This is a genomic window from Leptospira harrisiae, from assembly GCF_002811945.1.
Taxonomy (GTDB): Bacteria; Spirochaetota; Leptospiria; order Leptospirales; family Leptospiraceae; genus Leptospira_A; species Leptospira_A harrisiae.
This window is the reverse complement of record NZ_NPDX01000004.1, coordinates 67,263-81,442: the sequence shown is the minus strand read 5'-3', so window position 1 is coordinate 81,442 and position 14,180 is coordinate 67,263. Positions and strand designations below refer to the sequence as shown.

The 14,180-nt window shown below is 38.5% G+C and carries 12 protein-coding genes; 7 read left to right on the top strand and 5 right to left on the bottom strand.

What is annotated here, in order from left to right:
• Window positions 1-6 precede the first annotated feature (6 nt).
• Together dxs and CH364_RS13660 are read left to right on the top strand one after the other, a co-directional pair.
• Window positions 7-1,896 (top strand): 1-deoxy-D-xylulose-5-phosphate synthase, encoded by a 1,890-nt coding sequence (dxs, locus tag CH364_RS13665; RefSeq protein WP_100744376.1) that lies wholly within the window; start codon window positions 7-9, stop codon window positions 1,894-1,896.
• Window positions 1,897-1,957: 61 nt separating this feature from the next.
• Entirely contained in the window at window positions 1,958-2,443 is a 486-nt protein-coding gene (locus CH364_RS13660) for a tetratricopeptide repeat protein (RefSeq protein WP_004787621.1), read from the top strand.
• Window positions 2,444-2,446: 3 nt separating this feature from the next.
• On the opposite strand, the gene CH364_RS13655 is transcribed toward CH364_RS13660, so the two are convergent.
• Window positions 2,447-2,965, bottom strand: a complete 519-nt coding sequence (locus CH364_RS13655; RefSeq protein WP_100744377.1) for a hypothetical protein — start codon at window positions 2,963-2,965, stop codon at window positions 2,447-2,449.
• Window positions 2,946-3,350, bottom strand: a complete 405-nt coding sequence (locus tag CH364_RS13650) for a hypothetical protein (protein WP_100744378.1) — start codon at window positions 3,348-3,350, stop codon at window positions 2,946-2,948. The genes CH364_RS13655 and CH364_RS13650 overlap by 20 nt, the downstream gene beginning before the upstream one ends.
• 83 nt (window positions 3,351-3,433) lie before the next feature.
• Between CH364_RS13650 and CH364_RS13645 the strand changes: the two genes are divergently transcribed.
• A complete protein-coding gene (locus CH364_RS13645) occupies window positions 3,434-4,120 on the top strand; it encodes a hypothetical protein (RefSeq protein ID WP_004787724.1) in 687 nt (228 codons plus the stop codon).
• Here the strand turns inward: CH364_RS13645 and CH364_RS13640 are convergent, their stop codons facing one another.
• Together CH364_RS13640 and CH364_RS13635 are read right to left on the bottom strand one after the other, a co-directional pair.
• Window positions 4,121-5,023, bottom strand: a complete 903-nt coding sequence (locus tag CH364_RS13640) for an NAD(P)/FAD-dependent oxidoreductase (RefSeq protein ID WP_100744379.1) — start codon at window positions 5,021-5,023, stop codon at window positions 4,121-4,123.
• Window positions 5,024-5,061: 38 nt separating this feature from the next.
• Entirely contained in the window at window positions 5,062-7,596 is a 2,535-nt protein-coding gene (locus CH364_RS13635; RefSeq protein ID WP_100744380.1) for a cyclic nucleotide-binding domain-containing protein, read from the bottom strand.
• An 88-nt stretch (window positions 7,597-7,684) separates the two neighbouring features.
• Between CH364_RS13635 and aroA the strand changes: the two genes are divergently transcribed.
• The 4 genes from aroA (at window position 7,685) to CH364_RS13615 (ending at window position 12,554) form a co-directional block, all read left to right on the top strand.
• Window positions 7,685-8,971, top strand: coding sequence for a 3-phosphoshikimate 1-carboxyvinyltransferase (gene aroA / locus CH364_RS13630; RefSeq protein ID WP_100744788.1), 1,287 nt, complete (start codon window positions 7,685-7,687; stop codon window positions 8,969-8,971).
• Between the two features lie 189 nt (window positions 8,972-9,160).
• A complete protein-coding gene (locus CH364_RS13625; protein ID WP_100744381.1) occupies window positions 9,161-10,294 on the top strand; it encodes a helix-turn-helix domain-containing protein in 1,134 nt (377 codons plus the stop codon).
• Between the two features lie 124 nt (window positions 10,295-10,418).
• Window positions 10,419-10,844: a hypothetical protein gene (locus CH364_RS13620; protein WP_100744382.1), complete on the top strand. Its 426-nt coding sequence runs from the start codon at window positions 10,419-10,421 to the stop codon at window positions 10,842-10,844.
• A gap of 108 nt (window positions 10,845-10,952) precedes the next feature.
• Entirely contained in the window at window positions 10,953-12,554 is a 1,602-nt protein-coding gene (locus CH364_RS13615) for a hypothetical protein (protein ID WP_100744383.1), read from the top strand.
• On the opposite strand, the gene CH364_RS13610 is transcribed toward CH364_RS13615, so the two are convergent.
• Entirely contained in the window at window positions 12,532-14,064 is a 1,533-nt protein-coding gene (locus CH364_RS13610) for a histidine kinase dimerization/phosphoacceptor domain -containing protein (RefSeq protein ID WP_100744384.1), read from the bottom strand. The two genes, CH364_RS13615 and CH364_RS13610, sit on opposite strands and share 23 nt — an antisense overlap.
• Between the last annotated feature and the right edge of the window lie 116 nt (window positions 14,065-14,180).

The window sequence follows — 14,180 nt, the reverse complement described above, 5'->3', positions numbered from 1 at the left end:
GTTTACATGCCATCATATCCCTATCTCGACAAAATCCAATTTCCGGAAGATCTTAGAAAGATAAACGAAGAGGATCTCCCGAAGGTTTGCCATGACCTTCGGGAATACATCATCGACACCCTCTCTGACGTAGGAGGGCACTTCGCTAGTAACCTCGGCGTTGTGGAACTCACAGTCGCATTGCATTATGTGTTCCAAACCCCTACTGACAAAATCATCTGGGACGTTGGCCACCAAACGTATCCTCATAAAATTCTGACAGGTCGAAAAAAAGAGCTGCCCACTGTTCGTAAGTGGCAAGGACTTTCCGGTTTTCCCAAAAGGGAAGAATCCGAATACGATTTGTACAACACGGGCCATGCGGGAACTTCCATTTCGCAAGCACTTGGTGAGGCTTGTGCTCGAGACCTACTAGGTAAAGATTACAAAGTTGCGGCAGTGATTGGAGACGCATCGATTGCCACAGGAATGGCACTCGAAGCCATGAACCACGGTGGCCATATCAAACCCAATATGTTAGTCATTTTGAATGACAACTACATGTCCATTTCCAAAAACGTAGGTTCTATTTCGAATTATCTCAATCGAATTATTTCTTCACAGGTATATAACCGGGGTAAAACGGCATTTTATAGTTTTTTAAAATGGATTCCTTTGATTGGGCCCGCATTACAGGCGCTTGCTCATAATATGGAAACTTCATTTAAACATTTTATGATGCGTCCCGGTGGCCTATTTGAGGATTTAGGTTTTACCTACTTTGGACCCATTGATGGACATGACGTGAACCGAGTGGTTCAGATGTTACAAAATCTTTCAAAGATCCAAGGCCCCATCCTATTGCATGTGTTAACGCAAAAAGGAAAAGGTTATAAACCAGCAGAAGCCGATCCTATCAAATACCATGGTGTCACGCCGTTCAACAAAGAGTCGGGGAAAATGGCATCATCAGATTCCAATAAAATCAGCCTTTCTAAAATTGTTGGAAAAACACTTACCGATTTAACAGACAAAGACAAACGGATTGCGGTCATTACCCCTGCAATGATTGAAGGTTCTGGGCTTCGTGAATACCAAGAGGTTTATCCGGCACATACCTTTGATGTGGGAATTGCAGAACAACATTCGGTTGCCTTTGCCGGTGCCATGACAAGTGGCGGTGCCATTCCTTATATGTGTATTTATTCCACATTCCTCACCCGGGCAATGGACCAACTTGTGGAAGATGTATCCCTTATGAATTTGCCAGTTCGGTTTGTAATTGATCGCGCTGGAATTGTTGGCCCGGATGGGGAAACTCACCAAGGCCTATCCGATCTTGGGTATTTAGCTGGGCTTCCCAATATGGACATCATTGTTCCAAGTTCCGCACAAGACATCATCGATAGCCTACATTTTATGAAGGATTATACGGAACATCCGATTGCCATTCGTTTTCCAAAAGACAATGGCAACTTACATCAGTTAAATTTTGATTCGCCGCAAGTTGTTAAAAAAGCAAAAAGTAGGTTAGTGACCGAAGGAAAAGATTTACTGATTCTTTCTGTGGGATTTATGTTGCCGATTGCTACTGCTGTGGCTGATATTTTGAAAACACAAGGGATTTCTGTTTCGGTTGTGGATCTTTTTTGGTTACGACCTTATGATACGGATCTTGTTCATGAACAAATTGAGAAGAACCAAAAGTTTGTGATTTTGGACGAAAGTTATGTCCATGCAGGTGCCTCTGGATTTTTATTGAATGAAATTCCATCCGACTTCCTTAGTAAGTTTTTAAAGACTTTTGCGTTGCCACCAGAACCCATTCATCACGGGGAGAGAAATCAGATTTTAAACCATTATAAGCTGACGGCTTCGCAAATTGCTGAAGAATTGATTCTATCTTTGAAAAAATAAAATTAGTTTACAGAGTTTTTTTAAGTCATCCGAAAATGAAAGAAAACGTGCGAGGATCTCATTGTCTTCTAGTTCTTTCCAACTTTCCTTAGATTTAGCAAAAGACCATTTCAAAGTCGGTGACCTTGACCGAGCTGAATTCCACCTTCGTTCCAGTTTGGAATTGGAAGAATCCGAAGAAGCCTATTTTTATTTAGGTTTGGTCCAAAACGCACTTGGCCAATGGAGTGATGCACTTGCTTCTTATTACAAAGCCGTGAGTTTAAACCACGAATATGGGAACCCTTGTAATGAAATAGGTGTTCTTTTGTTGCGAATGGGGAACGATAAGGAAGCGGTATATTGGTTAAAAAAATCAGTTCGTTGTGAACGAAATGATGCCCCGCATATTTCTTATTTTAACCTCGCCACATTGTATAAGTTATGGAATAGACCTGAAAGATCCTTACAATACCTTCACAAAGCATTAACTCTTAAAAAAGATTTTTCAGAAGCGAATGATCTTTGGCGGGAATTAAAGTCAGACGAAGAAGCACCTTCCAACTAAGTATTAAGAATATTCTTTTGGGAGAGGGACTGGGATCTCTCCCAAATACTTGGGCACTTCCATTTTCACTCCTTCCCATTCCAAATAAGTAGATTCCCCTTCCTCTTCTAAATGATCGGAAAGTTCTTTGGCTGCATTCCAAGTGAACCTGTATTTGATTTTTTCTTCTGTTGATCTAAGACCTAAAAGTCCACCATCACTGGTCTCATAAATTTCAAATTCACCAAAAGGATAATTTCTTCCGTCATCCGTATGGAAAAGAAGTCCTGAATCCGTTGGTTCTACATGAAGTACATGGCAAGGAAAACCATCAATTCGTATGTATCCATGTTCAGAGAGTTCCCCAAATCGATTTTCAATGTACACTCCCTTTTCGTCACCGTGCAGATTGTTTCGGAAATACTGTAAAATTTCTTCTTTATCGATTCGATTTTCACGAAAGATCCAATCATCTGTTGGAGAAACATAAATTTCAGAGTCAAATATTCTCGGCATATGATCTTTACTTATACCTATAAGCATAACCTTTCCAATAAGGAAGGTTTGATTTTTGTAAATAAGAATTGGTGGAGCGGCCCTTTTGGTCCATAGTTTCAATCGTTGTAGAATCAATGGTGGATTGATTTTTTTCTGTCATCCAAACTCCATGAATTTTGCGTCGAAACAAATCTTTTTTGACCCGAGGTTCATAATCTTCCCAAGAAAGATCTTCTGTATTGCGAATAATAACTTCGCCTACAATTTGGAAAAGACGTTTCGGACGTTCACGGAGGATTTCTACTTCCTCCCAGGATTCCATCTTATAACGCGAATCATTTGGCCGATAACCAGGTTCTGGGATAAAATCCACCGTTGAACAACTGATGACAAGTAAGAGTAGGGGAAACAGGGAAAAATTGAACCGCATTCTATTCCTTAGACAAAAATATGCTATACAATGCTAGAATTACCATAGGATAAGCAATACAAAGATTTAGGCACCAAGCTTTCATGGAAGAAACAGACATAGGGAAACGCAAACGGGAAAATGTACTTAAGATTGGTTACTCAACCTTGGATGAAATCGAGGAAAAAGTAAAGGCCTTTCGAGTCATGAACCAAAATGCCGTGAAAAAACGGTATCTCATCACGCGAGATCCCATCCTCGACCCCCAGGGGAAGGTTCTCCTTGCCAAAGCACAAGAAATCGATGTATCGGCTGCCAAACTCCTCAGGCGCCATTTTAAGGGTGTAGACATGTTTAAGGTATTCCAACCAGACGAGGGGCTTGTCATCATCTCCGATATGTCCACGATGGAAGGGGTTTCCTTTTCTATGGACATTGTGACACAGATCATGAACCTCGGTGGTGGTGCTTACGAAGGATTCATCGACCGTGTGGATAGTTTTGAGGACTTTATTGGACTTCTGAAAAAAAACCTATTTCCTCGAATGATCATCGTGGGATACCTTCCCAAAGAAAAAATCCAAAACGAAATCATTAATTTTGTTAAAGTGAAACGGTTGGATAATTACCTTCGCACTTTGGAACTCACACATTCCGTTTTTAAACCCACTGCTTATTTTCCAAAAATCAAACAGGTCAATATCTCCCAAGAAGACCCCAAATCTTGGGGTCGTTTTGTGGTGGAGATTGTGAGAGAATACACAAGACCATATTTTGTTGAAGAAGTATAATTAAGACAAAATCATCGCACGGTTGAGCATGGCGCCCGCAATGTTTCCTGAATGGACAGCATGTGCAACCGAACGAAACATAGAAGCCATATCGCCTACTGCATACACACCTGCTATGTTCGTTTCATAAAAGTTTGTCACTTCCAGATGGCCACTGGGTAAGAGTTTACATCCTATTTCTTCTGGCAATTTGGAATTTTGAACCATAAGAACCCTTGCATAAAGTGCTTGGATGGGATCTTCTTTTCCGCTTTTTAGTTTGATGGCTGAAATTTGACCGTCTTTATGGATGAGTGCTTCTACCAAATCCGTAACAACAGAAATCCCTTCTTTTTCTAATTGGATTTGTTCTTCTTTTGAAAATTGGATAGGACCATTTGTATACACTGTTAACTGTTTTGACCAGTGTTTAAGAAATTTAGAATGTTCGAATACACCGTTTTCATTCATCCAAAGTCCAGTAGTTTCTCCCACAAATTCATATCCATGACAATAGGGACAATGGATTACCGATTTTCCCCATGACTCAGCGAATCCAGGAATCTCTGGCAAAATGTCTTTTAAGCCAGTGGCAAAAATAATTTTTTCTGTTTGGATGGGAGAAAACCCATTTCCTTTTAATACATACCCAGAATCCGTTTTATCGATAGTGGTTACTTCACCTAACTCTAATTGAAAATTGGGATATTTTCTTAAATCGGATAAAGCATTTTCGCGAATTGTTTTCGGAGTTTTTCCATCGTGAGTGATAAAGTTATGCGAGGCAGGTGTGTTTTTGTTACACGGTCTTTCTGTATCAAAAACAATGATTTTACGAAGGGATCGGACAAGAGAAAGGGCAGCGGAGAGTCCGGAAAAACTTCCCCCAATGATGGCTACTTCGACTTTGTGAATGGATTCCATAGATGCAACATGATTGCATCTATGGAATTTGGCAAGGATTAAACTTCGTAAAAAGTTAAATTCTCATAAAGTTCTTTAGGAAGGTTTCCGCTCGCATCCATATACTTTTTGTATTTGTTTTCGAATTCCTTGTGTTGGCGTGTCCGAATGTTTTTGAACCTGTTGTGAAGTTCCGAATAAGCTGGTTGGGAACTTACCTTTTCTCTGATATTTTTGTGAAAAGGGATATGTCGATAGAAGATGGAACGCACCACTCGGTTGACCCGCTGTACCCCTTCGGCTTCATACCGAATCCACATGGAATAGTCATACGCAAATTTATCCCGATCGGTTCGGAAACGTTTAAATTCAGAAGAAATTTTCTCTTTGAGTTCTGGTGAAAGATCCTTACTCTTTTTGAAAAACTGCACATAATCTGTGTAATCTGCTGTGATGGAAGGAATTCCGACGTTGTTCCAGTCTGGACCCAAAATATTTTTACAAAGTTCCCAACGAAATGCTGCAATGGCTTCCAACATAAACGTTTTTAAGTCTCCCGTGACAAAATGAGGAATACAAATTCTTCCTCTTGATTCTTTAGAACCAGCTCCACGGAAAACGGAAAGATCTTGCCACATCATAATCTTTGGTCCAATGGACGGAACTAAGATAAAGTCAGGGATGATCGACCTTTGGACAAATTCGTTTTTGATTCCAATTTCTTCGTTTCGATAAATAACTTCACGGTTGAAGGCAGTGTAATCCACTCCCAAAATGTATTGGAGTGCTTTTTCCACATCTTCTTTGGATACAAAACATTTTTCTAAAGGAATTGTGATATGGTATTTGGTAAGGATAGGAAAGTGACTGGCAATATTACCAGACGTCAAACGAACGTTTGGTTCATACATGGATGAAATTTCGGATCCAAGTCTTGCATCTCCTGTATCATAATCAGGTGGGATGTCTTTTTCTGATTTGATACCTGAATCTTTTAGATCCATTTTTAGTTTTTCAAAAAAAGTTTGTCCGAGTTCATCTACAGAAGTAGGCACTTCTCTAGAGTAAATTTTTTCTAACCAATCAGTTCCATAATGAATCGGAGCACTTGGGTTTCCTCCTCCTTGGTACAACCTACCCACAAGTTCAACAATATGGCTTTCATCTAGAAGGCTTTCGTCAAAATATCCGTACCGTAACATAAGTTCAACGGCCTTCGGTGCTTGTTTGCCTGCTTGTAACCATTTTGTGAAAGATTTTTTATAAACGTCCCAATACGTTTTTGCGATGGTCCTTCTGATTTTACGATTGTCTGGTTCAGGATCTAGTGGGTTTTTAAAGGATTTGAGTTTTACCATCAGAGTCGAAAATTCTTTTACAGATTCTGGATCTGCTTGTGAATAGTTTAGAATTTGACTAGCTGAGTTTAATAGTTCTACTTTGAGAGCTTTGGTATCGATTCCAGCATGAATCGTTCCATTTCCTTGCGCACTTTCTTCTTTGTTTTTGCCTGCAGCAAGTTCATGGCCATATTTGTTTGTGAGTTCCGCTTGTTTGGTTTCTAATTTATCTAGGTTATTACCAAGGGATGCGTAAGGAGAACCAAAAATTTGTTTGTATTCGTCTAACAAGGATTTGGATTTTTTTAGTGCCCACTCTGTTATTGGTAATAAAACGGTAGATGGAATTGTGGAATAACCAGTGTTAAATAAATCTAACGTTAAATTGAATTTTTCGACAAGTGCATTTTCTCCAACAAACATGGTGTTCATCATCTCAGAAAGTTCACTAGTCTCTTTGTTTAAAATTTCGAATAACTCTCGATAGGTCTTGACGTAACTCTCAGCAGCACTTTGTAAGAGACTTGGATCGGATTCGAATAATGCTTGTGAAATTTTTGGATTCACCGATAAAATTTTTCTAATGAAATGAAATTCCGCATCGTTCCATTCTATAGATTCGCTATAATCGCGTTCAAAAAATTCGCCATGGTCTTCTTCTAAAAAATTAACAGTGGGTTTGTCAGGTAAAATTCCACCATGTTCCTGGAACCCAGCCAAGTTGTTTCGGATGAGTTTCATCACTGGATCAATGATATTTTCATCACGGGTGATGAGTGCCCCTGGGCTAACGTCAGAAAAGATAGAAGGGTTTAAAATATAATACACGGCTCCCAAATTATCCATTGTTTGTTCGAACTTGGAGGCTAGTCCTTTGATCGATAACACTCGTTTGTAGAGTTCACCGATTTCTTTGAGAAGAGTCCGAACGGCCATCACTCCCACTGATACTTTGGAAGTAAGAGTTTTTTTGGCATTAGCTTGGTTCATCACATAAGTGGAAATAACACAGGATGTTTTGGCCCGAATTGTATATGGATAAGGTGTTCCTTCCAGGAGTGCAAAGATACCTGGGGTGAGATTGGCTCCATCCAAACTATAGAGAACAATGCTTGTGTCACCCAAAGTGGTTTCAATGCGAACCGATCCTTCGTGTAGGATGTTCATGGAAGTTGAGGCTTTGCCTCCGATGAAAAGGACTTCACCTGGATTGACTGGGATCTTTTGGTTATTTTTACTGGTATCTAGAGGCATTTGCTTGTTCGTTTTGCGAAACTTTGGTTTCCGTCAAAACCTACTAAAGAAGCGCCAAATTGCAAAATACTTTTTAGAAAAATACAACATGTTGAAGCCCCAAATCAAATTAAGTGCAAAAAAAGAAATTTATGTCCCGGGAGATAAGTCCATCTCGCATCGGTCGGTACTCTTTAGTGCACTGGCCCAAGGAAAATCGGAAATTCATGGTTTTTTAGAAGGAGAAGATCCCCTACATACCTTAAATTGTTTTGTCAGTTTAGGGCTTTCGGTGGAGTCATTGGGGAAAGGAAGTTATTCCGTACAAAGCCCAGGAAAACAAAACTTAAAATCTCCCGCTGGCGTTCTGGATTTTGGCAATGCAGGAACCGGTATCAGGCTTTCTGCGGGACTTCTTGCGGGTCTTCCACAAATGAATGCCACTTTGACTGGTGATGCTTCGCTTTGCAAACGTCCTATGGCAAGGATCATGAATCCACTGCGCGAAATGGGTGCGGATATTGTGTCAGTTGAAGGCAATGATCGGGCTCCTCTTCGAGTGACTGGCAAACAACTAAAAAGTTATTCGTATACCAGTCCGATTGCCTCGGCACAAATCAAAAGTGCTTTGGTACTTGCGACCCTTGCTTCAGAGATTTCCATCGATTACAAAGAATCAGAGGTTTCTCGTGACCATACAGAAAATATGATTCGATTTCTCGGTGGGAACATCAAACACCATTCTCCTCTGCATTTTACTGTAGAACCTCCTTATCATTTTGAAGGGGCTAAGTTTGTAATTCCTGGAGATATTTCCAGTGCAGCCTTTTATATCGTTTTTGGACTTTGTGTGGGAGGAACAGAACCTCTTCTCATTCGTAACATTGGACTCAATCCTTCCCGTGTAGGGATCATCACTGTTTTAAAAAATATGGGTGGCAAAATTGAAGTCATCGCCAAACGCCAAGAATGTGGTGAAGAGATCGGGGATTTGCTCGTTTATCCTTCAAAACTTAAAAGGTCAGTGATTACTGAAGATTTGATTCCTTCTATCATTGATGAAATTCCAATCCTTACAATTGCAGGATTATTTTCGGAAGGTGGATTCCAAATCTCTCATGCGGAAGAACTTCGTGCGAAAGAATCGGATCGCATTTTATCGATGGTTTCAAATCTCGAAAGGCTGGGAGTTGTTGTAAACGAATCCGAAGATGGGTATGAATTTGGGGAAGTAAAAGAAATCAAAACTTCTCATATCGAAACCTTTATGGATCACAGGATTGCGATGAGTTTTGCAATTCTTTCGAAACTTTCGGGTGTCGAACTTACGTTTGATGATACAAGTTGGGTAGACACAAGTTTCCCAGGGTTTTTTGATATTCTCAAATCTTTTTAAAATGAATGTTTCATTTATCAATTCAACGCATGTAAGAGGATTCTAACATAACCAAAGGTTAGAACCCTTGGTTTTCTAGAAAAATATTTCTGTTTCTTCCAGAATCAACGTGTAGTAATGATTGATCGTTTCTACTTCTCGTCTAATTGTAACAATCAAGTGGTTCTTCGGTTTTAAAGCGGTGTATTTATGTTCTCTCCTTCCCAATATTTCGGTGAATATTTAAATTTTTTCCTACTGTTTTCTGCATTACTCGGATTTCTATATGCAATCGGAGAATTTTTTAGTTATCATAAAAACAGAAAACAAATTCTCTTAGGAATCATCTTCCTCGGAACAAGTTACTTATTATTTAACTTTTACTTAATTTCTTCAGGAAAAATCAAGTTTCTGTATCCCTTTTTTTTAACGGATTTACCAATTGTTGCCTGTCTTGGTGTTTTACTCGATGAATATTTCCTAACGATTTTGGAAGGTAAATTCCGATCCTTTCGAAGGCTTTCTTACCGAATTGTTCCTTTGGTTTTCTTATTTGTTTTGATTGTATTTTGGAATTTTTGGAACAAAACAATTTATTTAGAAAACCAATCTAATGGTTTGAATCCGTTTTTAAGTCGGCCATTATTTTTAGTTTTGCCTACCATTTTGATTTATATTTGGTGTTTGCTTCGTATTTTTCGAAGGATATCCAAACAAATCCGTTGGAGTACGTTTCGAAACAATTACACTTTAAAAATCGGTATTCTCATCGTCGGGTTTTGTTTGGCATTATCTTTGAATGGTCTCATTACTTTGGCCAAGGGAGGACAAACTGCGCACCAATTGTCAGGTATTGCGATCGGAATTTTTTTGTGTTTTTTATATGTGCTGAGGCAAAGTTACCCAGATTTCTTTTTGGAAGTTCGAAAAATCGTAGAAGATGAAAAAAAAGCAAAGATTTCACAAATTTCCAAACTAGACCATCAGCAGGTTCGGAACAAACTTCAAGATTTATTCGAAAAAGAAAAGATATATCGTGAAGAAAAATTAAGTCTTCGTGAATTAGCGGAAAGAATGGACCTAAGTTCCCACCAACTCTCCGAATTTTTAAACACAGAAATCAAACAAAGCTTTTATCAATATACAAATTTCTACCGAGTGAATGAAGCGAAGGAAAAAATTGAAAAAGAACCCGATCGCTCCCTTCTTGCCATAGCCTATGATGTGGGTTTTGGATCCAAATCTACCTTCAATGAAGCCTTCAAAAAGGAAACAGGGACCACACCAAGGGAATATAGAGAAAAAAACCTGAAAAAACATCCAGTTCGATCCATTCGGTCGTAGTTTTCAATCCACTTCGATCGATCCAGACGATTTGGATTCTTTTTCGTAGTAGGATGGATTCAAGTTTGAGAGGGGAGTTCAGAAAAATTCCGCTAAGAACAAATTTGATTCAAAGGATAATCCCATGAAAAAGAAAATCAGTTTAGTACTCGCTATCGTGTTTGCCACTCAAGCAGCATTTGCAGCACCAGCTAACCAAATGAACGTTAAGGAAGCAGCGAAAATTTTAGTAACTAATGGAATGACAAACAAAGAAGCACATGAGTATATCAAAGCTCATATCACTCCCGCAGAGTTTGTAAGAATCAGCAGAGAAATCAAAAATGCTGAATTCGCAGGAACTCTTGATCAAGATTTAGAAGGGATTGTATCTTCCATTCAATTAAAAAAATCAACTGGTAACTACCTACATGGAACAAATTTCAAAGTTTTTGAAAACGTTTTAGCTTCTGTGACTGTTGTAGCAGTTGTTGGTTTGCTCATTCATACAGGTGGATTTGGAAACGTAGTTTCTGGTGGGATGTATGATTCCGTAGGACTTGGATTCTAATCCTTTTTCCTACTATAAAACAAACTTATTGATCTTGTTTCTATCCATTCAAAATGGAATAAGAAACAAGATCTCTTTGTAACCAATAGAACCAACAGAGTATAAAAAATGAAGAGTTTAGAGTTTCGCGAAAATCATTCGAAACAAAAAAGTTACATCTTACTTTCTATTTTTACATTCCTCTTCGGTGTGAACCTAACTGCAGATGTAAAAAAAGAAAACCAAGTTTTAGATTGGGAAGGGGATCGCAAACAGTTCGTACATAAGAACATAACATTCGAAGACCTCGGACTCAAATCACAAACACATTATATATTAGAAAACTTTTCGATTTATTCCAAGTTAGAACAGGAACCAATTCCACTGGAACAAGTCGAAGGGAATTTGAAGTTGCTGACTTTAGGATACCAACTTCGTAAAATTGAATCTAGGTTTAAATCCATTGCAATTAGCTCGGGAACAAAAGATAAAATTACAGAATTTAACCCGAAAGTTCGAATCCGAGTGGATGCACCGTTTGCTTATTCTCCTACAGATTATTATGATTCCAAGGTTTCATTAAAAAACACTGCCTTAACTATCCCACCAGCCGAAACCAATGGAAGCTGGACCAGTGAATTGTGGTTTGCTCCTAAATGGGATTTACCTGTTTTCGGAACATTCGCGTTTGAGCGAATCATAGACACTGCCTCTTGCCCTGATTCCATTTATCACGAATACACTCATTTGATTACAGGAAAGTATCTTGGAAACAATGCCATTGGACGTTCACTTGCAGAAGGAATTTCTGACTATTATGCAGCTTCTCTTTTGGATCATCCTGAATTGTATACACACAAAACATGTGAAGCAGTCAAACGTCAGCTGATAGTTTCTTCATTTCGCCTGGACAAAGAAATTGGTTTATATGATGTCACCATCGAATCTGATTTTAAAAAAGATTTTGCCTTTATCCCTTCTTTACTTTGGCAGTATCGAACCTTGGTTGGAAGTGAGTTAGCTGATGTGACTATTTTTCAAACAATCGCAAAAACCAATGCAGGTGATCGTTTTTTCCCAGAGTTTATCAATACACTTTCTAACTCTCTCTACGAAGAAGTAAAAAAGAGAAATGGAGAGGAACGTGCAAAGGCTTTGGCTATCCAACTAGAAAACAAAGTTTGGCTTCCACACGGAGTGTATTCGAATATAAGTAAAAACCAATTGGTATTTTCAGCATTTCCAAAAACTTCGATTCGACTTCCTAATTCAGATGAAAAATCGAATGAGTTTTGTGGCCAAAAGAATGAATTAGAATTTTATTGGAAAGATGTAAATTTAGAAGAACCCACACTTAGATTCTATTGGAATTGTAATTTAGTAAAACTTCCTCTCATCATCCAGATGGACCAAACAAATCCTCTGAATTATTTGTTTTCATCTAACTTACATTTTCTGAATGGAAAGTTAAGATTTGCCAGTCAAAATGCAGACAAAGTCAATCCTAAATTATCTAAAGAAAACCAGGTTTTATATCTGCAAATGTACAATTACATTAAGGAAAACTATTTCTATCGAAAAACAATGGAGAAAGAAGTTCGATTGTATTTGGATGGTGGAAATGATTCCAGTCATATTGAAACCATTCGAATGGAATTTGCTTATTTAGGTAATTCCAAAAAAAGATTTCGATACACTTTCCCAGCAGTTAAGGATGGGATTTCACCATAGGAAATTTAATTTTATACTCTGCACCGGTGTCTCCGTGAAATGTGAGTTCACCGCTCAGTTGTTTAGTTAACATTGTCACCAAGGTCAAACCAAAACCCAGGTTTTCTGGGTTTTTCATTTGAGGATCAAATCCTTTTCCGTTATCACGAATGAGCAAAAAAAAGTTTGAGTCTTCAGTCCAAACTTTGATTTGAATTTCCAACTCTCTAGAAGAATCTCTTGCATACTTTAAACTATTAGTAAGCAGTTCATTTGTGATGATTCCAATTGCCTGAAGTTGTTCTGCCGACAATTGTAAACTTTCAATTTCTGTAATGAGTTTTACCGGATAGGGAAATAAAGAAATGATTTCCCCTGATAATGGTATTAAGTATTCATCTAAAAGTAATTCGTGAAAAGCTTTTCCCAAATATAATTTATCATAAAGAAGTGACATGGTTTTGATCCGGCTTGTCGCATCTTTTAATGAATTTCGGATCTCTTCGTTTTTTTGGGAACCCGCTTGCAAATCTAAAAGATTGTACAGAATGGTCATGTTGTTTTTGATCCGGTGATGAACCTCTCGCAAAATCATTTCTTTTTCTGAAAGCAGAGACTTTACTTTTTCCTCGGCAGTTTTTCTTTCTGTGACATCATGAATAATAGAAAAAAGTAAATGGCGGTTACTTGTTTCTATTGGAGTGGAATAAACTTCTACTTGTTTGATGTTTCCATTGGCAAGTTTGTGTGGAAAAGAAAAGTAACTTCTTTCTTCTGCGAGGGCTCGCAACCTTTCCGCTTTTACATCTTCCGGAGGTAAAACATTGATTTCATCTATTTTCATTGTCGTTAGGATTTCATGAGTATATCCATAGAATTGAACTGCTGTTTGGTTGGCATTGATGATGTCCCCAGAATTTGGTTCAATGATGAGCATAACAGAAGAGTTCTTTTCGAAAAAATCTCGAAACCTTCTTTCGCTTTCAGTCAGTTTTTCAGATACAATAGATTTCTCAATGGCTATGCTAACAAGGTCTGCTGTTTCCGTTATGATAAAAATATCGAACTCAGTGGGACTGGCAATTTCATGATGGTAAATCGCAAAGGTTCCAATCACTTCGCTCGTGTGAGAGTGAATGGGTTCTGACCAACAAGAATACAAACCTACGCTAAGCGCAATGTCTTTGTAATTTTTCCATAAAGGACTGGTTCCAATATCTTCTACGATGACTCGTTTGCCAGTGTATGCCGCTGTTCCGCAAGAACCGGCTTCAGGCCCAATGGTGACTCCTTCAATGGAATCGTTATAAATTTTGGGAAGAGAAGGGGCCGCACCGATTTTAATTTTTGAATTTTCGATGAGAACAACCGTACAAATCATTGTGGGGTTTAGAGTTTCAATTCCCAATACAATTTCTTTGAGTACGTCAGGAAGTGGAGAGTTCCCAACGATGAGTTCTAAGATCCCACTCCGGAAACATTCGAAGTCGGCAATTCGTTCAGGATCAAGATTGCGATTTCTTAATTTCACTATTGCTCCGCCTGAGTGTCGCTACACTAGGGAGGAAAAACTTGATGTCAAGGTAAATTCGTTTACCGCCGGTTAGCCTTTCTTTGTCTCAAGAATTCCTCTGGACGAAATCAAAT

Bases quoted from the DNA above. Each gene is read 5' to 3' on its own strand.
- CH364_RS13650 (WP_100744378.1), bottom strand. From the start codon at position 3,350: ATGCGGTTCAATTTTTCCCTGTTTCCCCTACTCTTACTTGTCATCAGT.
- CH364_RS13640 (WP_100744379.1), bottom strand. From the start codon at position 5,023: ATGGAATCCATTCACAAAGTCGAAGTAGCCATCATTGGGGGAAGTTTT.
- CH364_RS13635 (WP_100744380.1), bottom strand. From the start codon at position 7,596: ATGCCTCTAGATACCAGTAAAAATAACCAAAAGATCCCAGTCAATCCA.
- CH364_RS13645 (WP_004787724.1), top strand. From the start codon at position 3,434: ATGGAAGAAACAGACATAGGGAAACGCAAACGGGAAAATGTACTTAAG.
- aroA (WP_100744788.1), top strand. From the start codon at position 7,685: ATGTTGAAGCCCCAAATCAAATTAAGTGCAAAAAAAGAAATTTATGTC.
- CH364_RS13615 (WP_100744383.1), top strand. From the start codon at position 10,953: ATGAAGAGTTTAGAGTTTCGCGAAAATCATTCGAAACAAAAAAGTTAC.
- dxs (WP_100744376.1), top strand. From the start codon at position 7: ATGCCATCATATCCCTATCTCGACAAAATCCAATTTCCGGAAGATCTT.
- CH364_RS13620 (WP_100744382.1), top strand. From the start codon at position 10,419: ATGAAAAAGAAAATCAGTTTAGTACTCGCTATCGTGTTTGCCACTCAA.
- CH364_RS13655 (WP_100744377.1), bottom strand. From the start codon at position 2,965: ATGCTTATAGGTATAAGTAAAGATCATATGCCGAGAATATTTGACTCT.
- CH364_RS13625 (WP_100744381.1), top strand. From the start codon at position 9,161: ATGTTCTCTCCTTCCCAATATTTCGGTGAATATTTAAATTTTTTCCTA.